Genomic DNA, 25702 nt, shown 5'->3' with positions numbered 1-25702 from the left:
GCATGGCAACAGTGATGAAGAAGGTCGACGCAGTGATCGTCGGTTTTGGCTGGACCGGCGCGATCATGGCCAAGGAGCTGACCGAAGCCGGGCTCAACGTGCTGGCGCTGGAGCGCGGGCCGATGCAGGACACCTACCCGGATGGCAGTTATCCCCAGGTGATCGACGAACTCACCTACAGCGTGCGCAAGAAACTCTTCCAGGACATTTCCAAGGAAACCGTGACCATTCGCCACAGCGTCAACGACGTGGCCCTGCCCAACCGGCAACTGGGCGCCTTTCTGCCGGGCAACGGCGTGGGCGGTGCCGGCCTGCATTGGTCCGGGGTGCACTTTCGCGTCGACCCCATCGAGCTGCGCATGCGCAGTCATTACGAAGAGCGCTACGGCAAGGGTTTCATCCCCAAGGACATGACCATCCAGGACTTCGGCGTCAGCTACGAAGAGCTGGAGCCGTTCTTCGACTTCGCGGAAAAGGTCTTCGGCACCTCGGGCCAGGCCTGGACCGTGAAGGGTCAGCGGGTGGGCGAAGGCAAGGGCGGCAACCCTTATGCGCCGGATCGCTCGGACCACTTCCCGCTGGAGTCGCAGAAGAACACCTATTCCGCACAGCTGTTCCAGAAAGCCGCCAATGAAGTGGGCTACAAGCCCTACAACCTGCCGTCGGCCAATACCTCAGGGCCTTACACCAACCCCTACGGCGCGCAAATGGGCCCGTGCAACTTCTGCGGCTTCTGCAGTGGCTACGTCTGCTACATGTATTCCAAGGCCTCGCCCAACGTGAACATTCTGCCGGCCCTCAAGCCGCTGCCGAATTTCGAGTTGCGGCCCAATTCCCACGTGCTCAAGGTCAACCTCGACAGCAGCAAGACCCGCGCCACCGGCGTCACCTACGTCGATGGCCAGGGCCGGGAGATCGAGCAGCCGGCGGACCTGGTGATCCTCGGCGCCTTCCAGTTGCACAACGTGCGGCTGATGCTGCTGTCGGGCATCGGCAAGCCCTACGACCCGATCAGCGGCGAAGGCGTGGTGGGCCGGAACTTCGCCTACCAGAACATGGCCACCATCAAGGCCTACTTCGACAAGGACGTGCACACCAACAACTTCATCGGCGCCGGCGGCAATGGTGTGGCGGTGGACGACTTCAACGCCGACAACTTCGACCACGGCCCGCACGGCTTCGTCGGCGGCTCGCCGATGTGGGTCAACCAGGCCGGCAGCCGGCCGATCGCCGGCACCTCGAACCCGCCGGGCACCCCGGCCTGGGGCAGTGCCTGGAAGAAAGCCACCGCCGACTACTACACCCACCAGGTGTCGATGGACGCCCACGGCGCGCATCAGTCCTACCGCAGCAACTACCTGGATCTGGACCCGGTTTACCGCGATGCCTACGGCTTGCCCCTGCTGCGGATGACCTTCGACTGGCAGGAAAACGACATCAAGATGAACCGCTTCATGGTCGAGAAGATGGGCAAGATCGCCGAGGCGATGAACCCCAAGGCCATTGCCCGGCTGGGCAAGCAGGTGGGCGAGCACTTCAACACCGCGTCCTACCAGACCACCCACCTGAACGGTGGCGCGATCATGGGCACCGATCCCAAGACCAGCGCCCTGAACCGCTACTTGCAGAGCTGGGACGTGCACAACGTCTTCGTTCCCGGGGCTTCGGCCTTCCCCCAGGGCCTGGGCTACAACCCCACCGGCCTGGTGGCGGCGCTGACCTACTGGTCGGCCCGGGCGATCCGCGAGCAGTACCTGAAGAACCCCGGCCCGCTGGTGCAGGCATAAGGAGCGATGACCATGAAAGCACTCGTTATCGCCACCCTGGCGCTGCTGGGCAGCGCCTTCGTCAACGCCGCCGAGGTGGATCAGCAGGCCCTGGTGAAGCAGGGCGAGTACCTGGCCCGTGCCGGTGACTGCGTGGCTTGCCACACGGCCAAGGACGGCCAGCCGTTCGCCGGCGGGCTGCCGATGGAAACCCCCATCGGCGTGATCTATTCCACCAACATCACCCCGGACAAGACCGGCATCGGCGACTACAGCTTCGAGGATTTCGACCAGGCCGTACGCCATGGCGTGGCCAAGAACGGCAGCACCCTGTACCCGGCCATGCCCTTCCCGTCCTATGCCCGGGTCAGCGACGCCGACATGCAGGCGCTGTACGCCTACTTCATGAAAGGCGTGGCGCCAGTGGTCCGTGACAACCAGGACAGCGACATTCCCTGGCCCCTGAGCATGCGCTGGCCGCTGGCGATCTGGCGCTGGATGTTCGCCCCGAGCGTGGAGCCTTCGACGGTCGCCGGCGGCGGCGATCCTGTCATCAGCCGTGGCGCCTACCTGGTGGAAGGCCTGGGCCACTGCGGCGCCTGCCATACGCCCCGGGCCCTGACCATGCAGGAGAGGGCCCTGAGCGCCAGCGACGGCAGCCACTTCCTAGCCGGTAGCGCGCCGTTGGAGGGCTGGATCGCCAAGAGCCTGCGAGGTGACCACAAGGATGGCCTGGGCAGCTGGAGCGAAGAGCAGCTGGTGCAGTTCCTCAAGACCGGCCGCAGCGATCGCAGCGCGGTGTTCGGCGGCATGAGCGATGTGGTGGTGCACAGCATGCAGTACATGAGCGAGGCCGACCTGACGGCGATTGCCCGTTACCTCAAGTCGCTGCCGGCCAATGACCCCAAGGATCAGCCGCACTCGTATGACCAGCAGGTGGCCGAGGCCCTGTGGAAAGGTGACGACAGCAAGCCGGGTGCTGCGGTGTACATCGACAACTGCGCGGCCTGCCACCGCACCGACGGCCATGGCTACACCCGGGTGTTCCCGGCGCTGGCGGGCAACCCGGTGCTGCAGTCGGCGGATGCCACCTCGCTGATCCATATCGTGCTCAAGGGCGGCACCTTGCCGGCCACCCACAGCGCGCCGTCGACCTTCAGCATGCCGCCCTTCGCCTGGCGCCTGTCGGACCAGGAGGTGGCCGACGTGGTCAACTTCATCCGCAGCAGCTGGGGCAACCAGGCGTCGGCGGTGCAGCCCGGGGACGTGGCGGCGCTGCGCAATGGCGACCTGCAGAGCCGGTCCAACGACGATTTGGGGCCGTTCTCTCGTCACTGAGGCCAAGGCCGACGCCCGCTGCGGGCGTCGGTCCGGCGCTGGCTGTTCAGCCCTGGGTGAAGCGCTGGATGCCCAAGCGGCTTTCCAGCTGATAGCCGGCGATGCAGTCCGCCAGCCCGGCGTTCATCAGGTCTTCCCAGCTTGCGGGGAGCAGGCCGATGCCGTCGTGGTGGGGGCTCCAGCGCACCTCGGCGAACTTCGGGTCCGCTTCATCGAAGGGTTGCTGGTCGTTCACTGTGGCCTTTTCGATGTCCTGGGTGCACAGCCCGAATTCGCCGGCCAGGCCCCAGAGCTGGCCATCGGGCGCCCTGACGATGATCAGGTCGGCGCCTTGTTCGTAACTGGGGAGGTAGGCATCCGCCGCGTAGAAGATCTTTTCCAGCCTGCCGCGTGTCCTGGGCATGTTTGCGCTCCTGTTCTTTGAGCCTGCCTTATACCCCAACGCCACAAACCTGTAGGAGCCGGCTTGCCGGCGAAGGTGCGCTAAGGCCTGCGTCGCGCGGGGTAGGTTCGCTTGCGGAGGTGGGTTTCGGTCCGGCGGTGCTGGTCAGATAAAACCGGCTCCATTACTGTATGCGCATACAGTAATGGAGCGCTGCCATGTTCACCCCCCTGCCTCCCCGTGGTCGCGGCACCGCGAGCAATCCGCACAACCGTTTCGCGCCCAACCGTTCGGTGGCCGAGGACGACGGCTGGTACCAGGAGGTGCCGCTGACCCAGGGCACCGAGGTGCGTTTTGAAACGGCGAAATCCATCATTACCCGCAACACCTCGCCGGACCTGCCCTTCGATCGCTCGATCAACCCCTATCGCGGTTGCGAGCACGGCTGCATCTACTGCTACGCGCGGCCCAGCCACGCTTACTGGGACCTGTCGCCGGGGCTGGACTTTGAAACCAGGCTGATCGCCAAGAGCAACACCGCCGCGCTGCTGGAGCAGCAACTGTCCAAGCCCGGCTATCGCTGTGCCCCGATCAACCTGGGGTCCAATACCGACCCCTACCAGCCCATCGAGCGCGAGCAGCAACTGACCCGGCGCACCCTGGAAGTGCTGCTGCGCTATCGGCACCCGGTGACCATCGTCACCAAGGGCTCGCTGATCCTGCGGGATCTGGATCTGTTGGCCGAGCTGGCCCGGCAGCGGCTGGTGGCGGTGATGATCAGCCTGACCACCCTGGACGATGAGCTCAAGCGCATTCTCGAACCCCGGGCGGCGGCGCCCAAGGCGCGCCTGCGGGCGATCCGAGTGATGCGCGCCGCGGGCGTTCCGGTGGGGGTACTGTGTTCGCCGATGATCCCGATGATCAACGACAGCGAGCTGGAAAGCCTGCTCAGCGAGGCCCATGCCGCCGGGGCGCAGAGTGCGGCGTACATGATGCTGCGCCTGCCCCTGGAAGTGGCGCCGCTGTTCGAGGAGTGGCTGGCGGCGCATTACCCGCAGCGGGCCGCCCATGTCCTCAGCCTGATCCGCCAGAGCCGTGGCGGTGAGCTGTATGACAGCCGTTTTGGCGCCCGCATGCGCGGCGAGGGACCTTTCGCCGACCTGCTGGCCCAGCGTTTTGCCAAGGCTCTCAAGCGTCTGGGGCTCAATCGTCGCGAGGGGTTCGATCTTGACTGTTCGGCCTTCTGTCCGCCGGGTGGGCAGATGTCGTTGCTCTGAGCGGCGTTGGCCTATCGTTAAGTCGCGGGCGCCGCCGGGCGCTTTTTGAGATCGCCAATAGTGTTGTTCTAGAGCCTTGCATTCAGTTTGAGTCAAATTTTTTTGGCTACCTTGTTCGTCGAGCGAGCCATGGCTTGCGGTCGGCGGCGCGGTTATTTTTTAATCGATTGCTGGCGTCGTGCCGGATAATTCTGGAAAATTCACCAAATCCGACAGAGAGGCTGAATCATGAGTGACCAGGATAAACAGCCGTTGGCTGCGTCGGCTCCCGCACCCACCGAGGTTGCCGAAACCGCCGATGCAGCGCTGCAGCATATCGTTGACGGCTTTTTGCATTTTCATCATGAAGTCTTCCCGCAGCAGGAAGAGTTGTTCAAGAAACTGGCCACGGCCCAGCGGCCGCGGGCGATGTTCATTGCCTGTGCCGATTCGCGCATCGTTCCCGAACTCATCACCCAAAGCTCACCGGGCGACCTGTTCGTGACCCGCAACGTGGGTAACGTGGTGCCGCCTTACGGGCAGATGAACGGCGGCGTGTCCACGGCGATCGAGTACGCGGTGCTGGCCCTCGGGGTGCATCACATCATCGTCTGCGGGCATTCGGACTGCGGCGCGATGCGCGCGGTGCTCAACCCGCAGAGCCTGGAGAAGATGCCCACGGTCAAGGCCTGGCTGCGCCATGCCGAAGTGGCGCGGACCATGGTCCACGAGAACTGCGATTGCGCCGACGAGTCGTCCAGCATGCATGTGCTGACCGAAGAGAACGTCATCGCCCAGTTGCAGCACCTGCGCACCCACCCTTCCGTGGCCTCGCGCATGGCCAACGGCCAGTTGTTCATCCATGGCTGGGTCTACGACATCGAGAGCAGTTCGATCAAGGCTTACGACGCGGACAAAGGTTGCTTCCTGCCGCTCGATGGCACCCATCCGATCCCTGTGGCGACGCCCAAAGCGCGCTTCTGATTCCGCCTCAATCCCCTTGAGTGGTTGTATCCGGGGCTGCCGTTTGGCAGTCCCGGCTTTGCCACGCCTGAAGATTTGAGGATCAGCCTGATCCGGCTGGAACGCGAAGGCGAGCTGGCGTTGCTGGAGGAATGGGCACGGGTCAACAGCGCCAGGGGGGCGAAACTGTTGCTTGAGGCGCGGGGGGGCGGCGGCGTCGGAGCCTGGGCGGTGTCGTGGGCGTGGTGCCTGCCCGCGGTTGAATCGGCGGCGGAGTCGGCCCCTTCGCCACAAGGCCCGGAGCGAGCCTTGCTGGCGAGGAGTGGGGTCAGGCGGCGGGCTGGTCGAGTTCCAGTTCCACGCCCAGCTGGCGCGACAGGCAGGGCCAGCGCTTCCAGGCAGCCTCGGTGTCCGGGCTGTTGAGTGTGTCGCGGTAGGCTTCCACCGATTCCAGGGCGAAGCTTTCTTCGTTGAGCATGGCGTCCACGGCGTGGTGCACCGCTTCATCCAGTTGGTTGGCGAAGGTTTCGCCGATCAGTTGGTGGGCGATGAGGTTGGCCACCGTCATGTCCAGGGGGATCAGCGGACGGCCGAAGTGCTTGATGTACAGGTCGTTGACTTCCTCCACCAGGCGCAGGGCCAGGTAGGCTTCGTCCAGCAGGCTGTCGAGGCCGACGTGGCCGTCCATGATGGCCGGCGGCTGGAGGAAGAATTGCTCGGCGATCTTCAGGACCGGCTTGATCTGTGACTCGATGCCGGCTTCGCGGGCCACCGCGTTGGCGGCGTCCAGCAGGTCCGGAACCTGGTCGATGTAGGCGCTGACGAAACGGGTCAGGACGCCCTTGGCGTCGACTTCGGGCAGCTGGATGGAGGGGTGCAGGTGAGGCAGTTGCGTTTCCAGCTGACGGGTCAGGAGGCCCGTGCTGGCTTCGTGTTGCTGGGCCAACTGGATCTGCTCGCGCAATGCGACGGTGTTCATGAAAACTCCAGGGACAAGGACATGAATAGGGAGCACATAAGTTAGCGTGCTTACAAAAGCGGTTAAGACGCATTTGTCATAATTATTTCATGCTTAGTCATCGCGGTTATATCGTTGTGCGCGCCCCTGCTCCCGATCCCTTTTGCGCCGTGGCCTGCAAAGGCCTTTTCCGGCGTTCCAGGTGATTTGCTCCCTTGCGTTGCGAGGTGAGAGTCGCTGTCTATACTCGCCAAGGAATGAAGTTAGCTGATGACGCTCGACTGCAAACGCAGCGAGGCCCCGGCCGGTTTAAGTTCGTAGTCTAGGCAGCCGCTCCCTTGCCGCAGGTGTTGAGCCTCCGGGATAACAAGAACGATAAGGGGAACCCGCAATGATGCGACATCCACATGTCTGGATGGGCCTCCTGTTGTGGTCGGTATTCAGCCAGGCGCAAGCCGCCTGGACGGTGAATATGACGCCTGGGGCGACCGAGATAAGCCACGCGGTATTCGACCTGCACATGACCATCTTCTGGATCTGTGTGGTGATCGGGGTCATCGTCTTCGGTGCGATGTTCTGGTCGATGATCGTGCACCGGCGCTCCACTGGCCAGGTCCCGGCCCGCTTTCACGAAAGCACCACCGTGGAAATCCTCTGGACCATCATTCCCTTCCTGATCCTGGTGGCCATGGCCGTGCCCGCCACGGCAACGCTGATCAAGATGTACGACACCAGCGAGCCGGACGTGGACATCCAGATCACCGGCTACCAGTGGAAGTGGCACTACAAATACCTCGGTCAGGACGTGGAGTTCTTCAGCAACCTGGCCACTCCCGCCGAGCAGATCCACAACAAGACCGCCAAGGGCGAGCACTACCTGCTGGAAGTCGACCAGCCGCTGGTGTTGCCGGTGGGGGCCAAGGTGCGCTTTTTGGTGACCGCCGCTGACGTGATCCACTCCTGGTGGGTGCCGGCCTTCGCGGTCAAGCGCGATGCCATCCCCGGCTTCGTCAACGAGGCCTGGACCCGGGTCGACAAGCCCGGCATCTATCGCGGCCAGTGCGCCGAACTGTGCGGCAAGGACCACGGCTTCATGCCGATCGTGGTCGAGGTCAAGAACCAGGCCGACTACGACACCTGGCTCGGCGAACGCAAGGCCGAGGCGGCCAAGCTCAAGGAACTGACCAGCAAGGAGTGGACCCTGGACGAGCTGGTGGCCCGTGGCGACAAGGTCTACCACACCACGTGCGTCGCCTGTCACCAGGCCGAAGGCCAGGGCCTGCCGCCGATGTTCCCGGCGCTCAAGGGTTCGAAGATTGCCACCGGTCCCAAGGAGGCTCACCTGAGCCTGGTGTTCCACGGCAAGCAGGGCACCGCCATGGCGGCTTTCGGCAAGCAGCTCTCGGAAGTCGACATCGCCGCCGTGGTTACCTACGAACGCAACGCCTGGGGCAACAACAAGGGCGACATGGTGACGCCCAAGGATGTACTGGCGCTGAAACAGGCGGAAAGCAAATGAGCCGGTTTATCGAGTATGTGCGCAAGCGGTCGCGGCACGTCGCTGCCGATCATCCCGTCCATTGGCTTGCAGGAGACAGGACATGAGTGCAGTGATCGATGACCACGGCCACGCCGGCCATGATGAGCATGCCCACGGTCCCGCCAAGGGCTTGATGCGTTGGGTATTGACCACCAACCACAAGGACATCGGCACCCTGTACCTGTGGTTCAGCTTCTGCATGTTCCTGCTGGGCGGCTCGTTCGCCATGGTGATCCGTGCCGAGCTGTTCCAGCCCGGGCTGCAGATCGTCGAGCCGGCGTTCTTCAACCAGATGACCACCATGCATGGCCTGGTGATGGTCTTCGGCGCGGTGATGCCGGCCTTCGTCGGCCTGGCCAACTGGATGATCCCGCTGATGATCGGCGCCCCGGACATGGCCCTGCCGCGGATGAACAACTTCAGCTTCTGGTTGTTGCCGGCGGCCTTTCTGCTGCTGGTTTCGACCCTGTTCATGCCCGGCGGCGGGCCGAACTTCGGCTGGACCTTCTACGCTCCGCTGTCCACCACCTACGCCCCGGAAAGCGTGACCTTCTTCATCTTCGCCATTCACCTGATGGGCATCAGTTCGATCATGGGCGCGATCAACGTGATCGCCACCATCCTCAACCTGCGTGCCCCGGGCATGACCCTGATGAAGATGCCGCTGTTCGTCTGGACCTGGCTGATCACCGCCTTCCTGCTGATCGCGGTGATGCCGGTGCTGGCCGGGTGCGTGACCATGATGCTGATGGACATCCACTTCGGCACCAGCTTCTTCAGTGCCGCCGGCGGCGGCGACCCGGTGTTGTTCCAGCACGTGTTCTGGTTCTTCGGCCATCCCGAGGTGTACATCATGATCCTGCCGGCCTTCGGCGCCGTCAGCTCGATCATCCCCACCTTCAGCCGCAAGCCGCTGTTCGGCTACACCTCGATGGTCTATGCCACCGGGGCGATTGCCTTCCTGTCGTTCATCGTCTGGGCGCACCACATGTTCGTGGTCGGCATTCCGCTGGTGGGCGAGCTGTTCTTCATGTACGCCACCCTGCTGATCGCCGTGCCCACCGGGGTCAAGGTGTTCAACTGGGTGAGCACCATGTGGCAGGGCTCGCTGACCTTCGAGACGCCGATGCTGTTCGCCGTGGCCTTCGTCATCCTGTTCACCATTGGCGGTTTTTCCGGGCTGATGCTGGCCATCGCCCCGGCGGACTTCCAGTACCAGGACACCTACTTCGTGGTGGCGCACTTCCACTACGTGCTGGTGCCGGGGGCGATCTTCGGGATCTTCGCCTCGGCCTATTACTGGCTGCCCAAGTGGACCGGGCACATGTACGACGAAACCCTGGGCAAGCTGCACTTCTGGCTGTCCTTCGTCGGCATGAACATGGCCTTCTTCCCCATGCACTTCGTCGGGCTGGCGGGCATGCCGCGGCGGATTCCGGACTACAACCTGCAGTTCGCCGACTTCAACATGGTGTCCTCCATCGGCGCCTTCACCTTCGGCGCCACGCAGATCTTCTTCCTGTTCATCGTCATCAAGTGCATTCGCGGTGGCAAACCGGCCCCGGCCAAGCCGTGGGAAGGCGCCGAGGGCCTGGAGTGGAGCATCCCTTCGCCGGCGCCGTACCACACCTTTGTCACCCCGCCGGAAGTGAAATGAACAGCTGCGCTGTAGGCGCGAGCTTGCTCGCGAAGGCGCCAGAACCTGGTGCCCGGTTCGCCGGCAAGCCGGCTCCTGCAGGTTCGGGAGGGCGTTGAGATGGCCGAGATTTCGCTGAAGAAACTGGTGACCCGCCTGTTGCTGGTGGTGACGGCGATGTTCGTCTTCGGTTTTGCCCTGGTGCCGATCTACGACGTGATGTGCAAGGCCCTGGGGATCAACGGCAAGACCGGCGGGCAGTACGCGGACCAGGGGCAGCAGGTGGATGAGTCGCGCCAGATACGGGTGCAGTTCCTGTCCACCAATGCCATCGACATGGTCTGGGATTTCTATCCCAAGGCCGATGACATCGTGGTCCATCCGGGGGCGGTGAACGAGATGATCTTCATCGCCCGCAACCCCAGTGACCACCCGATGAGCGCCCAGGCGATCCCGAGCATTTCCCCCAGCAGCGCGGCCATGTACTTCCACAAGACCGAGTGCTTCTGCTTTACCCAGCAGGTGCTGCAGCCTGGGGAGAAGATCGAGATGCCGGTGCGTTTCATCGTTGACCGCGACATGCCCAAGGATGTGAAGCACCTGACGCTGGCTTACACGCTGTTCGATATCACCGCGCGTCATCCACCGGTGGCGGCGACCGCCAAGACCGGTGGCTAGACGATCTGGCGTGCCCGATAAGGAGAACGACCCATGGCGACTCATGAGCACTATTACGTTCCGGCCCAGAGCAAGTGGCCGATCATCGCGACGGTGGGCATGTTCGTCACCGTGTTCGGCCTGGCGACCTGGTTCAACGACCTGAAGGCGGCGCGGCCGGAATCCCACGGCCCGCTGATCTTTTTCGTCGGCGGCCTGCTGCTGGCCTACATGCTGTTCGGCTGGTTCGGCGCGGTGGTCAAGGAAAGCCGCGCCGGGCTCTACAGCGCCCAGCTCGATCGCTCGTTCCGCTGGGGCATGAGCTGGTTCATCTTTTCCGAAGTGATGTTCTTCATGGCCTTCTTCGGCGCGCTGTTCTATGTGCGGCACCTGTCCGGGCCCTGGCTCGGCGGTGAGGGGCACAAGGGCATCGCCCATATGCTCTGGCCGAACTTCGAGTTCGTCTGGCCGTTGCTCAACAACCCCGACCCGAAACTCTTTCCATCGCCCAAGGGCACCATCAGCCCCTGGGGCCTGCCGCTGCTCAACACCGTGCTGCTGGTCAGTTCCAGCGTCACCGTGACCATCGCCCACCATGCCCTGAAGAAAGGCCATCGCGGCGCGCTGAAGATCTGGCTGGCGCTGACCGTGCTGCTGGGCTGCGCCTTCCTCGGCTTTCAGGCCGAGGAATACATCCACGCCTATCACGAGCTGGGGCTGACCCTGGGCTCGGGGATCTACGGCGCGACTTTTTTCATGCTCACCGGTTTCCACGGTGCCCACGTGACCATCGGCACCCTGATCCTGTTCGTGATGCTGATGCGCATCCTGCGTGGGCATTTCGACGCCGAGCATCAGTTCGGCTTCGAGGCGGCGAGCTGGTACTGGCACTTCGTCGATGTGGTGTGGATCGGCCTGTTCGTCTTCGTCTACGTGCTCTGAAGCGCCCTACCAGGGCGCGTGGGACACCAGCTGGCCGCTGAAGAAGCCCCAGGCGATCAAGCCCACGGTGATCGCGGCCAGGCACACCCGAATACTCAGGGCGGTCACCAGGCGCTTGGATTGGCTGTCGTCCTTGACCAGAAAGAACAGGCCGCTGAACAGGCTGATCACCGTGGCGATCAGCATCAGGACGATGGCGGCTTTGAGCATGGTGGGACTCCGGGGGGAAACGCGATGTACAGCAGTATAGCGAGTGGATTTCTCAAGCTTGCGGGCCGCTCATGAAAGGCTTCCGGCCCGGCGTCGTGCCGTCCCTGGTGGTGCTGTTGCTGCTGCCGGTGCTGGTTTACCTGGGCTTCTGGCAGTTGGGGCGCGGCGAGCAGAAACGCCAGTTGCTGGCCAGTTACGCCGAGCGCCGCGTGGCTCAGCCGGTGCCGCTGTTGGAGTTGCTGGGCGCCGAGGATCCGGCCTTTCGCCGACTGCGCCTGTACGGCCATTTCGATGCCGAGCACAGCCTGCTGCTGGACAACCGCCTGCACGACGGCCGGGCCGGGGTCGAGTTGCTGCAGCCCTTCCTCGATCAGACCAGCGGGCGCTGGCTGCTGGTCAATCGCGGCTGGCTGCCCTGGCCCGATCGGCGCACGCCGCCGGTATTCAGCACCCCGGAGCAGAGCCTGAGCCTGGATGCCTGGGTCTACGTTTCTCCGGGCGCGGTGTTCCAACTGCATGCCGATCCGGCCGCTGCGCGCTGGCCGCGACTGATCACCGCCGTGGCCCCGGAGGCGCTCTGGGCCGAGCTGGGGCGCAGTGGCTTCAATCACGAGGTGCGCCAGGAGTCCGGTCCGGGCGCCTACCTGACGGCTTGGCCGGTGGTGGCCATGGGGCCGGAAAAACACCAGGGCTACGCCGTGCAGTGGTTCGCCATGGCCCTGGCCCTGCTGCTCCTCTATCTCTATTTCGGCTGGCACAACGCACGGGAGAAACGCCATGGGAACGGCCATGAATCCACCCAACATCTCTGACGCCCAGGCGCCCAACCGGCGTCGTGGGCGCTGGCAATTGGTGCTGATCCTGCTGATGGTGATCGGCCCGATGATCCTCGCCACCGGCATGTACAAGCTGCAGTTCTGGGTGCCGGAAAGCCGCAGTTACCACGGCGAGCTGATCGGCAATGGCCAGACCCGAGCGCAGATCGGCGTGCAGGCCGAGGAGGATCGCTGGCAGATCCTGGTCACCGCGCCCAAGGCCTGCGAGGCGGACTGCCAGCAGTTGGTGTACCTGGCGCGGCAGATCCAGGTGGCCCTGGGGCGCGACGCTTCCCGGGCCAGCCATGCCCTGGCCAGTGCCCAGCCGCTGAGCGCCGAATACGAAGCCAGGCTGCAGCGCGAATACCCGCAGTTGCAACGCTATCCCCTGGATCTGCCGACCTTCACCAAAGGCGCCAACGACAAGGAGGCGCCGCAGCTGTGGATTGTCGATCCCCACAGCAATCTGGTGCTGCGCTACGACGCTCGGGTCAACGGCAAGGATTTGCTCAACGACCTGCGCCACCTGCTGAAACTGTCGAACATCGGATAAGGGCATCGTCATGGCCAAACCTGGATTTCGCCTCGCGTTGTTGGCCACCTTGCTGGCCCTGATCGTGGTGTTGCTCGGCGCCTACACCCGGCTGACCCACGCGGGCCTCGGCTGTCCGGACTGGCCCGGCTGCTACGGCTTTATCAGCGTGCCGCAAAGCGAGGCGCAGCTGGCCCATGCCGAGCGGCACTTCCCCGATACCCCGGTGGAAGCCCACAAGGGCTGGAACGAGATGATCCACCGCTATTTCGCCGGGACCCTGGGGCTGTTGATCGTGCTGCTGGCGGCCCGCGCCTGGAGCCATCGCCGGCATCCCGGGCAGCCCTTGAAGCTGCCGCTGTTCCTCCTGGCGGTGGTGTTCGCCCAGGCGGCCTTCGGCATGTGGACGGTGACCCTCAAGCTCTGGCCGCAAGTGGTCACCGCGCACCTGCTGGGCGGTTTCGCCACCTTGAGCCTGCTGTTCCTGCTGACCTTGCGCCTGTCCGGCGTGCTGCCGGCGCTGATCGTGCCGCGCCGTCTGCAATACTGGGCCACGGCCGGGCTGGTGCTGGTGATCGGGCAGATCGCCCTGGGCGGTTGGGTCAGTTCCAACTATGCGGCGGTGGCCTGTATCGACCTGCCCACCTGCCACGGCCAGTGGTGGCCGAACATGGATTTCGCCAATGGCTTTCACCTGACCCAGCACATCGGCCCCAACTACCTGGGCGGGCAATTGGACAGTGACGCCCGCACCGCCATTCACATGACCCATCGGGTGGGCGCGGTGCTGGTGACCCTGGTGTTGCTGGGGCTGGCCTGGCAACTGCGGCAAACCGGCATGACCCGTCTGGCCGGGCTGGTGCTGCTGGCCCTGGGGACGCAGATCAGCCTGGGCGTCAGCAACGTGCTGTTTCACCTGCCCCTGCCGGTGGCGGTGGCGCACAACGCCGGGGGCGCGGCGCTGCTGCTGACCCTGGTGCTGGTCAACTATCACGCTCGTACCAGCCTGGTGCAGGCCCGGGATCGCCAGCCCCTGGGCTGGCGTCTGAGCCCGCGCAAACAGGTGGCCGGTCCCATCACCATCAAAGGAGAGATGCCATGGCGACTCTGATTGGCGAACGTCAGCAGCCCCGGGCGATCTGGCGTGATTACCTGGAGCTGACCAAACCCAAGGTGGTGGTGCTGATGCTGATCACCTCCCTGGTGGGCATGTTCCTCGCCACCCGCGCCGGGGTGCCGTGGACGGTGCTGGTGTTCGGCAACCTGGGCATTGCCCTGTGCGCGGGCGGCGCGGCGGCGGTCAACCATGTGGTGGACCGGCGCATCGATGCGCTGATGGCCCGGACCCATAAGCGGCCCCTGGCCGAAGGCCGGGTTTCACCCCGGGCGGCCCTGGCATTTGCCCTGTGCCTGGCGTTGGCCGGGCAGGCGCTGCTGCTGGCCTTTACCAACCCGCTCACGGCCTGGCTGACCCTGGCTTCCCTGCTGGGCTACGCGGTGGTCTACACCGGCTTTCTGAAGCGCGCGACGCCGCAGAACATCGTGATCGGCGGGCTGGCCGGCGCGGCTCCGCCGCTGCTGGGCTGGGTCGCCGCCACCGGGCACCTGAGCGCCGAGCCGCTGCTGCTGGTGCTGATCATCTTCGCCTGGACCCCGCCGCACTTCTGGGCCCTGGCCATCCACCGCAAGGAGGAGTACGCCAAGGCCGATATCCCGATGCTGCCGGTGACCCACGGCGAGCACTACACCAAGGTGCACATCCTGCTCTATACCTTTGCCCTGCTGGCGGTGAGCCTGTTGCCCTATGCCATCCACATGAGCGGGGTGCTGTACCTGGTGTGCGCCCTGGCCCTGGGCGGGCGCTTCCTGCAATGGGCCTGGGTGCTGTACCGTGGCACTCGGCCGCACGCGGCGATCAACACCTTCAAGTACTCTATTTATTACTTGTTCCTGCTGTTCATCGCCCTGCTCGTAGACCACTACCTATTGTTGAACCTATGACTCGAACTCAGAAAACCGTCTTTATTCTCGTTGCGCTGGTGGCCCTGGTCCTGGGGCTGACCGTCAACAAAGTACTGTCCGGCAAGGGTCAGGGCGATCCCACCGCACTGATCGATGCCGGCATCATTCTCCTGCCCCAGAGCCGCACGCTGCCGGCGGTGAAAATGCTCGACCAGGATGGCCAGCCGGTGGTGATCGACGAGTTGAAGGGCAAATGGTCGCTGCTGTTCTTCGGCTACACCTTCTGCCCGGACATCTGCCCCACCACCCTGGCCCAGCTGCGGCAGATCAAGAGCGAGCTGCCCAAGGAGGCGGTGGACAAGCTGCAGGTGATCCTGGTCAGCGTCGACCCCAACCGCGATACGCCGCAGCAGCTCAAGCAGTACCTGGGCTACTTCGACAAGGACTTCAAGGGCCTGACCGCCGCCTCAGTGGAAGACCTGCAGAAGCTGGCCAATGCCGTGAGCATTCCGTTCATTCCGGCGGACACCAGCAAGCCCAACTACACCGTGGACCACAGCGGCAACCTGGCGGTGATCGGCCCGGACGGCCGCCAGCGCGGTTTTATCCGCGCACCGTTGAACAACCAGAAGCTGGTGGCCCAGCTGCCGCTGATGTTGCAGCGCCAATAACGCGGCATGCTTGAGCCGCTGAACCGCTGAACCGCTGAACCGCTGAACCGCTGAACCCTGTAGCCGCTGCCGCAGGCTGCGATCGGCCTCGAAGAGGACGTGCTCCTGAGGCCCTCGGCAAGCGCTGCGCGCCTTATCGCAGCCTGCGGCAGCGGCCACAAACAAAACGGGGCGCCCGAAGGCGCCCCGTTTGTGTTTCTGCAACCGATCAGAACGCCGGCACGATGGCGCCTTTGTACTTCTCGAGAATGAACTGCTTCACTTCCGGGCTGTGCAGGGCCGCGACCAGCTTCTTCATGGCGTCCGAGTCCTTGTCGTCAGGACGGGCCACCAGGATGTTCACGTAAGGCGAGTCCTTGCCTTCGATCACCAGGGCGTCCTTGGACGGGTCCAGCTTGGCTTCCAGGGCGTAGTTGGTGTTGATCAGGGCCAGGTCGACCTGGGTCAGCACGCGCGGGATGGTGGCGGCTTCCAGTTCACGGAACTTCAGGTCCTTGGGGTTCTCGGTGATGTCCTTGACGGTGGCCAGGATGTTGTTGGAGTCCTTGAGCTTGATCAGGCCAGCCTTGTCCAGCAGCAACAGCGCGCGGCCACCGTTGGTGGCGTCGTTGGGAATCACCACGGTGGCGCCGCCCGGCAGTTCGGAGAGCTGCTTGTACTTGCTGGAGTAGGCGCCCAGGGGCTCCACGTGCACGCCGGCCACGCTCACCAGCTTGGTGCCCTTGGTCTTGTTGAACTCATCCAGGTACGGCTGGTGCTGGAAGAAGTTGGCATCCAGGCGTTTCTCGGCCACTTGCACGTTGGGCTGCACGTAGTCGGTGAAGACCTTGACCTTCAGGTCCACGCCTTCTTTGGCCAGGGCCGGTTTGACGAATTCCAGGATCTCGGCGTGGGGCACTGGTGTGGCGGCCACGGTCAGGGTTTCGGCGGCGTGCGCGGAGAACGCGGCAACGGCTGCGAAAGCGACGAGTAGTTTTTTCATCGAACAAGCTCCTTGTAAGTCGCCCGACCCCGGGCGCCTGCCGGCCAGGGCCGGCGTTTGCAATTATTTGCGGGAAAAATGCACCACCAGCTTATCGCCGACGGTTTGCAGAACCTGGACCAGCACCAGCAGCAACACTACGGTCACCACCATCACATCGGTCTGGAAACGCTGGTAGCCGAAGCGGATCGCCAGGTCGCCGAGGCCGCCAGCACCTACCACGCCCGCCATGGCGGTATACGACACCAGGGTAATGGCGGTCACGGTGATAGCGGCAAAGATGCCCGGGCGGGCTTCCGGGAGCAAGGCGTTGGTAATGATCTGCCGAGTGCTGGCGCCCATGGACTGGGTGGCTTCGATGATGCCGCGGTCGACTTCGCGCAGGGCGGTTTCCACCAACCGGGCAAAGAACGGCGTGGCGCCCACCACCAGCGGCGGAATGGCCCCGGCAACCCCCAGCGACGTGCCGGTGATCAATACGGTGAAGGGAATCATCACGATCAGCAGGATGATGAATGGCAGCGAGCGCAGGATGTTCACCATCAGCGACAGCAGCGCGTAGAGGCTCTTCTGCTCCAGCAGCTGGCGCGGGCTGCAGAGGAACAGCAGCACGCCCAGGGGCAGGCCCAGGAGCACGGTGAACAGCAGCGAACCGCCGAGCATCATCAGGGTGTCGCCGGTGGCCAGCCAGATTTCCAGCCAGTCGATGTTGGCGAAGAAGGTATCCATCAGCGCAGCACCTCCATGTGGACATCCGCCGCGGTGAAGCGGGCGAAGGCCGCTTCCATGTCACCGCCGGTGATGGCCAGGGTCAGTTGCCCGTAAGGGGTGTCTTTGATGCGGTCGATGCGTCCGGCGAGGATGCTGTAGTCGACCCCGGTCTCCCGGGCCACGGTGCCCAGCAGCGGTGCGTAGGTGGCCTCGCCCTGGAAGGTCAGGCGCACGATGCGCCCCGGCACATGGGCGAAGTCGTCGCGCTGCTCGTTCTCGTCGATCTGCTCGTCTTCCTGGACGAAGCGCTTGGTGGTCGGGTGCTTGGGGTGCAGGAACACCTCGGCCACCGGCCCTTGTTCGACGATCTGGCCGGCGTCCATCACCGCCACCTGATCGCAGACGCGACGGATCACGTCCATCTCGTGGGTGATCAGCACGATGGTCAGCTTCAGTTCGCGGTTGATCTCGGCCAGCAGTTGCAGGACCGACGCGGTGGTCTGCGGATCGAGGGCGCTGGTGGCTTCGTCGCACAGCAGGATCTTCGGCTTGGTGGCCAGGGCGCGGGCGATGCCGACGCGCTGCTTCTGGCCGCCGGACAGCTGCGCCGGGTATTTCCTGGCGTGGTCGGCCAGGCCGACCCGGTCCAGCAACTCGGCGACGCGGCGCTCGATGTCGCTGCGTGACAGTTCGCCGGCCAGGGTCAGGGGCAGCGCGACGTTGTCGGCCACGGTCTTGGAGGACAGCAGGTTGAAGTGCTGGAAAATCATCCCGACCTGTTGCCGGAAGCGGCGCAGGCCATTGGCATCCAGCGCGGTGACTTCTTCATCGTCGACGATGATCTGGCCGCCGCTGGGGTTTTCCAGGCGGTTGATCAGGCGCAGCAGGGTACTTTTGCCCGCCCCGGAATGACCGATCAGGCCGAACACCTGGCCATTCTCGACCCGAAGACTGGTCGGGTGCAGGGCGGGAATATCCTTACCGGCGACCCGGTAGGTTTTATGGACGTTTTGAAACTCGATCACGTAGCGAACCTTGTGGGGCGCGTTAGAAAAGGATCAGCGGTTAGCCGGGCGCGCATTTTAGCCTGTCCGTATAGAGGTTCTTAGCATTTATTTCGCGATCATCCTGCCATTTGGCGATAACGCGATCAAAGGTCATAAAAAAGGAACGCTCGCGGTTTCTCGTCAGTCACTACTTAAGCCACTCGAAAAGCCCCAGGTGCCGTGCCTGTGGGCCTGTGTTCACGAAGCCCCGGCGCGCCAGGGGTTTCGCCAACGAGGAGTTCTTGCCTGATGAGTACGAAAAAAACCCATGCCCCGAAAAGCCAGATGGCCGGGACCGATACCCTGGACCGGGGCAACAGCAACACCAAGTTGCAGAGCCTGGAGCCGTTCCGCTCCGACGCCACGGGCCAGGCCCTGCGGACCAATCAGGGGGTGAAGGTCGCTGACAATCAGAACAGCCTCAAGGCCGGCGCTCGTGGTCCTTCGCTGCTGGAAGACTTCATCATGCGGGAGAAGATCACCCACTTCGACCATGAGCGGATTCCCGAGCGCATCGTCCATGCCCGCGGTGTCGGTGCCCATGGCTACTTCCAGAGCTACGACAATCATTCGGCGCTGACCAAGGCCGGTTTCCTGCGCGATCCGCAGAAGAAGACCCCGGTGTTCGTGCGCTTTTCCACGGTCCAGGGGCCAAGAGGCTCCGGCGATACCGTGCGCGATGTCCGGGGATTTGCCGTGAAGTTCTTCACCGACGAGGGCAACTTCGACCTGGTGGGCAACAACATGCCGGTGTTCTTCATCCAGGACGCGATCAAGTTCCCCGACTTCGTGCATGCGGTGAAGCCCGAGCCGCATAACGAAATCCCCACCGGCGGCTCGGCCCACGACACCTTCTGGGACTTCGTCTCCCTGCAGCCGGAATCGGCGCACATGGTGATCTGGGCCATGTCCGACCGGGCCATTCCGAAAAGCCTGCGCAGCATGCAGGGCTTTGGCGTGCACACCTTTCGCCTGATCAACGCCGAGGGGCGCGCAAGCTTCGTCAAGTTTCACTGGCGGCCGACGGTGGGCACCTGTTCCCTGGTCTGGGACGAGGCGCAGAAGCTGGCGGGCAAGGACACCGACTTCCATCGCCGTGACCTGTGGGATGCCATCGAGGCCGGGGATTACCCGGAGTGGGAGTTCGGCGTGCAGGTCATCGCCGAAGAAGACGAACACAATTTCGACTTCGACATTCTCGACCCTACCAAGCTGATCCCCGAGGAACTGGTGCCGATCACGCCCCTGGGCAAGATGGTGCTCAACCGCAACCCCGACAATTATTTTGCCGAAACCGAGCAGGTCGCCTTCTGCCCGGGGCACATCGTGCCGGGGATCGATTTCTCCAATGACCCGCTGCTGCAAGGGCGGCTGTTTTCCTACACCGATACCCAGATCAGTCGCCTGGGTGGGCCGAACTTTCATGAGCTGCCGATCAATCGGCCGCTGACGCCTTTGCACAACGGGCAGCGCGACGCCATGCACCGCAGCACCATCGACAGGGGGCGGGCTGCCTACGAGCCGAACTCCATCGATGGTGGCTGGCCGAAAGAAACCCCGCCGGCGGCCCAGGATGGTGGTTTCGAGAGTTATAACGAGCGCATCGATGCCCACAAGATCCGCCAGCGCAGCGAGTCGTTCGGCGACCACTTCTCCCAGGCGCGGCTGTTCTTCAACAGCATGAGCAAGCACGAGCAGGAACACATCATCGCGGCCTACAGCTTCGAGCTGGGCAAGGTCGAGCGGCAGTGGATCCGTGAGCGGCAAGTGAACGAGATCCTCGCCAACATCGATCTGCACCTGGCCGCGCGCGTGGCCGAGAACCTGGGCTTGGCCGCGCCGAAGAAGGCCACTGTGGCAGAGCGCAAGACGTCGCTCACACGTTCGCCGGCCCTGAGCCAGGCGAACCTGCTGCCGGGGCATATCAAAACGCGGAAAGTGGCGATTCTTGCGGCCAACGGCGTTGATGGTGCAGCGATTGAGGCGTTGCAGAAGGCTCTCAAGGCCGAAGGGGCACACGCCAAGCTGCTGGGGCCGACCTCGGCGCCGGTGACCACTGCGGATGGCCAGCGCCTGGCGGTGGATGCCTCCATGGAGGGCTTGCCCTCAGTGGCCTTCGACGCGGTGTTCGTGCCGGGTGGTGCGCAGTCGATCAAGGCCCTGAGCGGCAATGGCGTGGCTTTGCATTACCTGTTGGAGGCCTACAAGCATCTCAAGGCGATTGCCTTGCACGGCGAAGCCCGGGAGCTGTTGGCGGTGCTCGGGCTGGAAGCGGACGAGGGCTTGATCGTTGGAGGGGATGCCAAGGCATTCAAGGCGTTCTTTGCCGCCATTGGCCAGCATCGGGTCTGGGATCGAGAGGAAAAGGCCAAGGCAATCCCGGCCTGAACACACTTTCGCCGACAAGCTCGCTCCGTGTAGGAGCCGGCTTGCCGGCGAAGGCTTTACTGCGCCTTGCGCGGGCTCAAGACCATCTGCGCCGGTACATGGCGCACGATCTGCCGGCTGATTTTCTGCTCGAAGTCCGGGTCGAGCTTCTTCACCCGCTTGCCGAGCAGGGTCGACAACCAAGGGTAATCCTCGGTGCGCGGCACCTGGATGCTCACGTCGCACTGGTAATTCACCACATCGGCGGCCAGCGCATCGAGTTGCTTACGCAGCTTGCGGATATCGGTGACGTTCAAGGCGATGGTGGTGCTCTGGGCCGCAGGGTCGATCAGCCGGGCCGCTGGACGCGCCTCGGCGGCCTTCAAGGCGGCTTCGGCCTGCTCCAGTTCGGCCTTGCGCGCGTGGGCAATGGCGTTGTTGACCCCACCGGTCAGCGCCGGCGCCTTGGGCATCAGCGCCCGGGCGCGACTCAGGGCGGTGGCGGCGGCATTCACGTCGCCCTTTTGCAGGACGATCTGACTGCGTTGCAGGTAGGCCTCGGCAATCTGCCGCTGGTATTGCACCAGCTGCGGGTCGTCAGGGGTTTGTGCCTGCAGGGCGCTCAGTTGATCTTCCGCTGTCGCCAGCTCGTTGCTGGCAATGTTTTGTTCCAGCTGCGCGATGGCCGTGGCCCGCGCATCGGGGACCTCGGTGGTCGCCGGTGGCGTGCTTTGGCAGGCCCCCAACAGCAGGGAGAATGCGACAAGGAGCAGATAACGGGAGGCGAACGGCTTCATTCCTGCGACTCTCTAATTGCGCAAAAAGCGAGCAAGTCTACACCCCTCGACGGGGCAGAACAAAACTCAGCAGAAACAGTGCGGCGGCCACCACCACGATCGACGGTCCGGCCGGGGTGTCCTTGAACCAGGACAGCGCCAGGCCGCCACAGACCGCGAGCATGCCCAGCAGGCTTGCGCCCAGGGCCATCTGCTCCGGCGAGCGGGCGTGACGCTGTGCCGCAGCGGCCGGGATGATCAGCAGCGAGGTAATCAGCAACACCCCGACAATTTTCATCGCCACCGCAATGACCACGGCGATCAGCAGCATCAGCGCCAGGCGCAGCGACGGCACGGGCAGGCCTTCGACCTTGGCCAATTCCTCGTGCACGGTGATCGCCAGCAAGGGCCGCCACAGAGCCACCAGCAACAACAGCACCGCTGCGCTGCCGCCGAGAATCCACGCCAGGTCACCCGGGCTGATCGCCAGCAGGTCACCGAACAGGTAGGCCATCAGGTCGATCCGCACTTCATGCATGAAGCTTAGTACCACCAGGCCCAGGGACAGGGTGCTGGGAGCAAGAATCCCCAGCAGCGTGTCGGATGCCAGGGGCTGGCGTTGTTGCAGGGTCACCAGTAGAACCGCCAGCAACAGGCAGCCCACGGTGACCGCCACCGCCGGGCTGACATCCAGCAGGAAACCCAGGGCCACCCCCAGGAGCGCGGCATGGGACAGGGTGTCGCCAAAGTAGGCCATGCGCCGCCAGACCACGAACGAACCCAAGGGGCCGGCGACCACCGCCAGGGCCAGACCTGCGAGCAGGGCGTAGAGCAGAAAATCAGCCATGCTTGCAGTTTTCTCCGTGGACATGGACGTGGCCCGCGGCGGGCTGGGTGACCACCGAGCCATGCAGGTCATGGGCGTGATCGTGGTGATGGTGGTAGATCGCCAGGCTTGGCGCGTTCTTGCCGAACAGCTCGACGAAGGCTGGGTCGCCACTGACCTGCTCGGGGTGCCCGGAGCAGCAGACGTGACGGTTGAGGCAGACCACCTGGTCGGTGGTGCTCATCACCAGGTGCAAGTCATGGGAGACCATCAACACGCCGCAGCCGTGACGATCCCGCAGGCGGGTGATCAGGCTGTAGAGCTCGGCCTGGCCGGCCACGTCGACGCCTTGCACCGGTTCGTCGAGCACCAGCAGCTCAGGCTCGCGCAGCAGGGCCCGGGCCAGCAGCACGCGCTGCATCTCGCCGCCGGAAATGCTTTGCACCGGGCTGTCGATCACCTGTTCGGCGCCGACTTCCTTGAGGGCTGCCAGCGCTCGGCTGCGATCGACCCCGGGCACCAGGCGCAGAAAGCGCAGCACCGACAGCGGCAGGGTCGGGTCGACATGGAGCTTTTGCGGCATGTAGCCGACCCGTAGCCTGGGCTTGCGCCAGACGCTGCCGCTGTCGGGCTTGAGCAAACCGAGTACGGCGCGTACCAGGGTGGTCTTGCCGGCGCCGTTGGGGCCGATCAGGGTGACGATCTGCCCGGGCTCGACGCTGAGCTGGATATTGTCCAGCACGCTCTGCCCGGCAAAGGTCACCCCGACCTGCTCGAGGCGGATCAACGCTGTGCTCATCAAGCCCCCTGGCAGCCCGAGCAGAGCCCGACCACTTCGACAGTCTGGCCCTCGACCACGAAACCGACGTCGCGGGCGCTGGTGACGATGGCGTCGCTGATGGACTTCTGCTCCAGCTCGATGGCCGCGTGGCACTCGCGGCAGATCAGGAACTGGCCCTGATGCGCATGCTCCGGGTGGTTGCAGCCAACAAAGGCGTTGAGCGATGCGATGCGGTGCACCAGGCCGTTTTCCAGGAGGAAATCCAGCGCCCGGTACACCGTTGGCGGCGCGGCGCGGCGGCCGTCCTGCTCGCTGAGCACGGCCAGGATGTCGTAGGCGCCCAGGGGCTTGTGGCTTTGCCACACCAACTCCAGCACCCGCCGGCGCAGGGCGGTCAGGCGCAGGCCTTGCCGTGCGCACAGAGCGTCGGCCTCAGACAGTGCGCTGTGCACGCAGTGAGAGTGGTCGTGTGGACGGCTGGCAAGGGGTGTTTTAGGCATGAGCGGCGACGAGGTTTGTGAGAGACGTTATTATGTTACCCGTTCTCGCCTCTTCGAGTGTCCATCGTGTCCCGACTTTTTCGCCTTTTTGTCGCTTTTACCTTCAGCCTGTTCGCGATCGGCTCGGCCCAGGCCGAAGTCCGGGTACTCACCAGCATCAAACCTTTGCAACTGATTGCCGCCGCGGTGCAGGACGGCGTGGCGGTGCCGGAGGTATTGCTTCCGCCGGGGGCGTCGCCGCACAACTATGCGCTGCGTCCTTCGGACGTGCGCAAGGTGCAGAGCGTCGACCTGCTGTACTGGATCGGTCCGGACATGGAAGGTTTCCTGCCGCGGGTGCTCAAGGGCCGCAGCCTGCCGTCGGTGGCGGTGCAGGACCTGCCGGGCATGAAACTACGTCATTTCGCCGAAGATAGTCACTCTAATGGCGAAGATGCCGATGAACATGACCATGATCATCGCCCCGGCACCCTGGATGCGCACCTGTGGCTGTCGCCGGTCAACGCTCGGGTGATCGCCGCCCGCATGACCGCCGACCTGAGCGCCGCCGACCCGGGCAATGCCGCTCGCTACCAGAGCAACCTGAAAGCCTTCAATGAGCGTCTGGACGCCCTGGACGCCCGCTTGAAAACCCGTCTGGCGGGCATCGCCGGCAAGCCTTACTTCGTCTTCCACGAAGCCTTCGACTACTTCGAAGACGCCTATGGCCTCAAGCACACCGGAGTCTTCAGCGTTGCGGCGGAAGTCCAGCCGGGGGCCCAGCATGTCGCCGCCATGCGCGCACGCTTGCAGCAGGTGGGCAAGACTTGCGTGTTCAGCGAGCCGCCCTTGCGTCCGCGGTTGGCGGAAACCCTGGTCGCCGGCCTACCGGTGAAGCTGGCGGAGCTGGATGCGTTGGGTGGGTACACACCGGCTACTGCCCAAGGTTATGAGCAGGTGCTGGAGAAGTTGGGCAATGATCTGGCGGGCTGTCTGGAGCAGCTTTAAGCAGGGATTGTTGCGGGGTGTCTTTCGCGGGCCAGCCCGCTCCTACAGGTGCGCTCTGTAGGAGCGGGCTGGCCCGCGAAGCGTTTTACAGGGCGAACGGCAGCGCGATGCTGATCTGCTGCCGCTGTGCCAGGCGCTGCTGGAATTCCATCGGATCGTGAATCAGCACGTCCTGCCCGGCGAAGCTCTCGGCGGCAATCAGCCGTGACAGCCAGAAGCGCACGCAGGCCACTCGCAGCATGGTCGGCCAGAGCTCGGCCTCGGCGGCAGTGAAGGGCCGCAGGGTGGCGTAGGCGCCGAGCAGGGCCCGGGCCCGCTGGCCGTCGATCACGCCTTCGGCGTCGGAGCACCAGTCGTTCAGGGCAATGGCCACGTCGTAGAGCATCGGTCCCGAACAGGCGTTGTAGAAGTCGATCAGGCCGGTCAGGTGGGTGCCTTCGAACATGGCGTTGTCGCGAAACAGATCGGCGTGGATGTTGGCCCTGGGCAGGGCCAGGATCCGCGCCTTCTGTGCGACGATTTCATCCAGCGCCCGCTGCAGCAGGTCTTGAGCGGCAGCATCCAGGTGCGACAGCAGTTGCGCGCCCTCTTCCTGCATCCAGTCCAGGCCACGATCGGTCTTGCGCTTGATCATGTTGTCCTTGGTGGCCACGTGCAGGTGCCCGAGCAACTCACCGACCTGGGCGCAATGCTGGGCGTTGGCTTGCTTGATGTGCTTGCCCGCCAGGCGCGGTTGCAGCAGCGCCGGCTTGCCCGCCAGCTCGCGCAGGGCGACGCCGTCGCGGGTGCGCAGGGCATACGGCACCGGCAGGTTGGCCTGGTGCAGCACGTCCAGCAGTTCGATGAAGAACGGCATTTCCTGGACCGGGCCGCGTTCCACCAGGGTCAGGACGAACTCGCCCTGTTCCAGGCTGATGAAGAAGTTGGTGTTTTCGCTACCAGCGGCGATCCCCTGGAAGTCAAGCAGGCGGCCGAGCCCATACGGGGCGAGAAAGGTTTCCAGCTCGGGCCGAGCCAGGGGGGTGAACACAGACATGGTTAAAAACTGCCAGTACGGGCGCCGCTATTGAGCCAGCGCCATTGAGTTGAAGTCGGAGT

Annotated in this window: 26 protein-coding genes; 15 read left to right on the top strand and 11 right to left on the bottom strand. The window is 64.2% G+C overall.

The annotated features are described in order from the left end of the window. Window positions 1–2 precede the first annotated feature (2 nt). Window positions 3–1787, top strand: a complete 1785-nt coding sequence (locus GGI48_RS14630) for a GMC family oxidoreductase (RefSeq protein WP_016967722.1) — start codon at window positions 3–5, stop codon at window positions 1785–1787. Between the two features lie 12 nt (window positions 1788–1799). After that, window positions 1800–3104, top strand: coding sequence for a c-type cytochrome (locus GGI48_RS14625; RefSeq protein WP_179598911.1), 1305 nt, complete (start codon window positions 1800–1802; stop codon window positions 3102–3104). 46 nt (window positions 3105–3150) lie between these two features. Here the strand turns inward: GGI48_RS14625 and GGI48_RS14620 are convergent, their stop codons facing one another. Further along, complete coding sequence (locus tag GGI48_RS14620) at window positions 3151–3507, bottom strand: hypothetical protein (protein WP_016967720.1); 357 nt, start codon at window positions 3505–3507, stop codon at window positions 3151–3153. Window positions 3508–3704: 197 nt separating this feature from the next. Between GGI48_RS14620 and GGI48_RS14615 the strand changes: the two genes are divergently transcribed. Both GGI48_RS14615 and GGI48_RS14610 read left to right on the top strand, forming a co-directional pair. Further along, on the top strand, window positions 3705–4763 hold the full coding sequence (locus GGI48_RS14615) for a PA0069 family radical SAM protein (protein WP_179598909.1): 1059 nt from the start codon (window positions 3705–3707) through the stop codon (window positions 4761–4763). A gap of 228 nt (window positions 4764–4991) precedes the next feature. Beyond that, window positions 4992–5726 (top strand): carbonic anhydrase, encoded by a 735-nt coding sequence (locus GGI48_RS14610; protein ID WP_016967718.1) that lies wholly within the window; start codon window positions 4992–4994, stop codon window positions 5724–5726. A 307-nt stretch (window positions 5727–6033) separates the two neighbouring features. Here the strand turns inward: GGI48_RS14610 and GGI48_RS14605 are convergent, their stop codons facing one another. After that, window positions 6034–6684: a hypothetical protein gene (locus tag GGI48_RS14605; protein WP_103740832.1), complete on the bottom strand. Its 651-nt coding sequence runs from the start codon at window positions 6682–6684 to the stop codon at window positions 6034–6036. Window positions 6685–7054: 370 nt separating this feature from the next. On the opposite strand from GGI48_RS14605, the gene coxB reads away from it, so the two are divergent. From coxB to GGI48_RS14585, 4 genes are all read left to right on the top strand, one after another. Then, window positions 7055–8182 (top strand): cytochrome c oxidase subunit II, encoded by a 1128-nt coding sequence (gene coxB / locus GGI48_RS14600; protein ID WP_047306760.1) that lies wholly within the window; start codon window positions 7055–7057, stop codon window positions 8180–8182. 82 nt (window positions 8183–8264) lie between these two features. Next, complete coding sequence (gene ctaD / locus GGI48_RS14595; RefSeq protein WP_047306761.1) at window positions 8265–9860, top strand: cytochrome c oxidase subunit I; 1596 nt, start codon at window positions 8265–8267, stop codon at window positions 9858–9860. Between the two features lie 99 nt (window positions 9861–9959). Then, a complete protein-coding gene (locus GGI48_RS14590; RefSeq protein WP_016967714.1) occupies window positions 9960–10517 on the top strand; it encodes a cytochrome c oxidase assembly protein in 558 nt (185 codons plus the stop codon). Between the two features lie 33 nt (window positions 10518–10550). Beyond that, window positions 10551–11438 carry a cytochrome c oxidase subunit 3 gene (locus tag GGI48_RS14585; protein ID WP_016967713.1) on the top strand — a complete coding sequence of 296 codons (888 nt, stop codon included), beginning with the start codon at window positions 10551–10553 and terminating at the stop codon, window positions 11436–11438. A 6-nt stretch (window positions 11439–11444) separates the two neighbouring features. Here GGI48_RS14585 and GGI48_RS14580 read toward each other — a convergent pair whose 3' ends face one another. After that, complete coding sequence (locus tag GGI48_RS14580; RefSeq protein WP_016967712.1) at window positions 11445–11648, bottom strand: twin transmembrane helix small protein; 204 nt, start codon at window positions 11646–11648, stop codon at window positions 11445–11447. 71 nt (window positions 11649–11719) lie between these two features. Between GGI48_RS14580 and GGI48_RS14575 the strand changes: the two genes are divergently transcribed. Genes GGI48_RS14575 through GGI48_RS14555 form a run of 5 tightly spaced genes read left to right on the top strand, consistent with a single transcriptional unit; the run spans window position 11720 to window position 15628 of the window. Beyond that, complete coding sequence (locus GGI48_RS14575; RefSeq protein WP_179598907.1) at window positions 11720–12460, top strand: SURF1 family protein; 741 nt, start codon at window positions 11720–11722, stop codon at window positions 12458–12460. Beyond that, on the top strand, window positions 12426–13016 hold the full coding sequence (locus tag GGI48_RS14570) for a hypothetical protein (protein ID WP_179598905.1): 591 nt from the start codon (window positions 12426–12428) through the stop codon (window positions 13014–13016). The genes GGI48_RS14575 and GGI48_RS14570 overlap by 35 nt, the downstream gene beginning before the upstream one ends. A 10-nt stretch (window positions 13017–13026) precedes the next feature. Further along, complete coding sequence (locus GGI48_RS14565) at window positions 13027–14106, top strand: COX15/CtaA family protein (protein ID WP_103740829.1); 1080 nt, start codon at window positions 13027–13029, stop codon at window positions 14104–14106. After that, window positions 14094–14996, top strand: coding sequence for a heme o synthase (cyoE, locus tag GGI48_RS14560; protein WP_179598903.1), 903 nt, complete (start codon window positions 14094–14096; stop codon window positions 14994–14996). The genes GGI48_RS14565 and cyoE overlap by 13 nt, the downstream gene beginning before the upstream one ends. Next, window positions 14993–15628: an SCO family protein gene (locus tag GGI48_RS14555; protein WP_016967706.1), complete on the top strand. Its 636-nt coding sequence runs from the start codon at window positions 14993–14995 to the stop codon at window positions 15626–15628. The genes cyoE and GGI48_RS14555 overlap by 4 nt, the downstream gene beginning before the upstream one ends. A gap of 208 nt (window positions 15629–15836) precedes the next feature. On the opposite strand, the gene GGI48_RS14550 is transcribed toward GGI48_RS14555, so the two are convergent. The 3 genes from GGI48_RS14550 to GGI48_RS14540 form a co-directional block, all read right to left on the bottom strand. Next, window positions 15837–16610, bottom strand: a complete 774-nt coding sequence (locus GGI48_RS14550) for a MetQ/NlpA family ABC transporter substrate-binding protein (protein ID WP_179598901.1) — start codon at window positions 16608–16610, stop codon at window positions 15837–15839. 63 nt (window positions 16611–16673) lie between these two features. Next, a complete protein-coding gene (locus GGI48_RS14545; RefSeq protein WP_016967702.1) occupies window positions 16674–17339 on the bottom strand; it encodes a methionine ABC transporter permease in 666 nt (221 codons plus the stop codon). Further along, the gene (locus GGI48_RS14540) at window positions 17339–18346 is read right to left on the bottom strand and encodes a methionine ABC transporter ATP-binding protein (RefSeq protein ID WP_179598899.1); all 1008 of its coding nucleotides are present in this window, start codon (window positions 18344–18346) and stop codon (window positions 17339–17341) included. Before GGI48_RS14540 ends, GGI48_RS14545 begins: the two co-directional genes overlap by 1 nt. 270 nt (window positions 18347–18616) lie before the next feature. On the opposite strand from GGI48_RS14540, the gene katE reads away from it, so the two are divergent. Beyond that, entirely contained in the window at window positions 18617–20755 is a 2139-nt protein-coding gene (gene katE, locus GGI48_RS14535) for a catalase HPII (protein WP_179598897.1), read from the top strand. A gap of 56 nt (window positions 20756–20811) precedes the next feature. Here the strand turns inward: katE and GGI48_RS14530 are convergent, their stop codons facing one another. The 4 genes from GGI48_RS14530 to zur are packed head-to-tail and all read right to left on the bottom strand — an operon-like array spanning window position 20812 to window position 23617. Further along, entirely contained in the window at window positions 20812–21531 is a 720-nt protein-coding gene (locus tag GGI48_RS14530) for a PA5502 family lipoprotein (RefSeq protein ID WP_016963927.1), read from the bottom strand. Between the two features lie 37 nt (window positions 21532–21568). Continuing rightward, window positions 21569–22357, bottom strand: a complete 789-nt coding sequence (znuB, locus tag GGI48_RS14525) for a zinc ABC transporter permease subunit ZnuB (RefSeq protein WP_179598895.1) — start codon at window positions 22355–22357, stop codon at window positions 21569–21571. Continuing rightward, window positions 22350–23135 carry a zinc ABC transporter ATP-binding protein ZnuC gene (gene znuC, locus GGI48_RS14520; RefSeq protein WP_016963930.1) on the bottom strand — a complete coding sequence of 262 codons (786 nt, stop codon included), beginning with the start codon at window positions 23133–23135 and terminating at the stop codon, window positions 22350–22352. The genes znuB and znuC overlap by 8 nt, the downstream gene beginning before the upstream one ends. Beyond that, window positions 23135–23617 carry a zinc uptake transcriptional repressor Zur gene (gene zur / locus GGI48_RS14515; RefSeq protein WP_016963931.1) on the bottom strand — a complete coding sequence of 161 codons (483 nt, stop codon included), beginning with the start codon at window positions 23615–23617 and terminating at the stop codon, window positions 23135–23137. The genes znuC and zur overlap by 1 nt, the downstream gene beginning before the upstream one ends. 66 nt (window positions 23618–23683) lie before the next feature. Between zur and GGI48_RS14510 the strand changes: the two genes are divergently transcribed. Further along, window positions 23684–24604, top strand: a complete 921-nt coding sequence (locus GGI48_RS14510; protein WP_179598893.1) for a zinc ABC transporter substrate-binding protein — start codon at window positions 23684–23686, stop codon at window positions 24602–24604. A gap of 85 nt (window positions 24605–24689) precedes the next feature. Here GGI48_RS14510 and GGI48_RS14505 read toward each other — a convergent pair whose 3' ends face one another. Then, complete coding sequence (locus GGI48_RS14505) at window positions 24690–25640, bottom strand: homoserine kinase (protein WP_179598891.1); 951 nt, start codon at window positions 25638–25640, stop codon at window positions 24690–24692. Window positions 25641–25702 lie beyond the last annotated feature (62 nt).

The organism is Pseudomonas protegens (assembly GCF_013407925.2).
GTDB classification, from domain to species: domain Bacteria; phylum Pseudomonadota; class Gammaproteobacteria; order Pseudomonadales; family Pseudomonadaceae; genus Aquipseudomonas; species Aquipseudomonas fluorescens_AP.
Note: the sequence above shows the minus strand (reverse complement) of the source record. Positions and strands in the feature narration are given on the sequence as shown.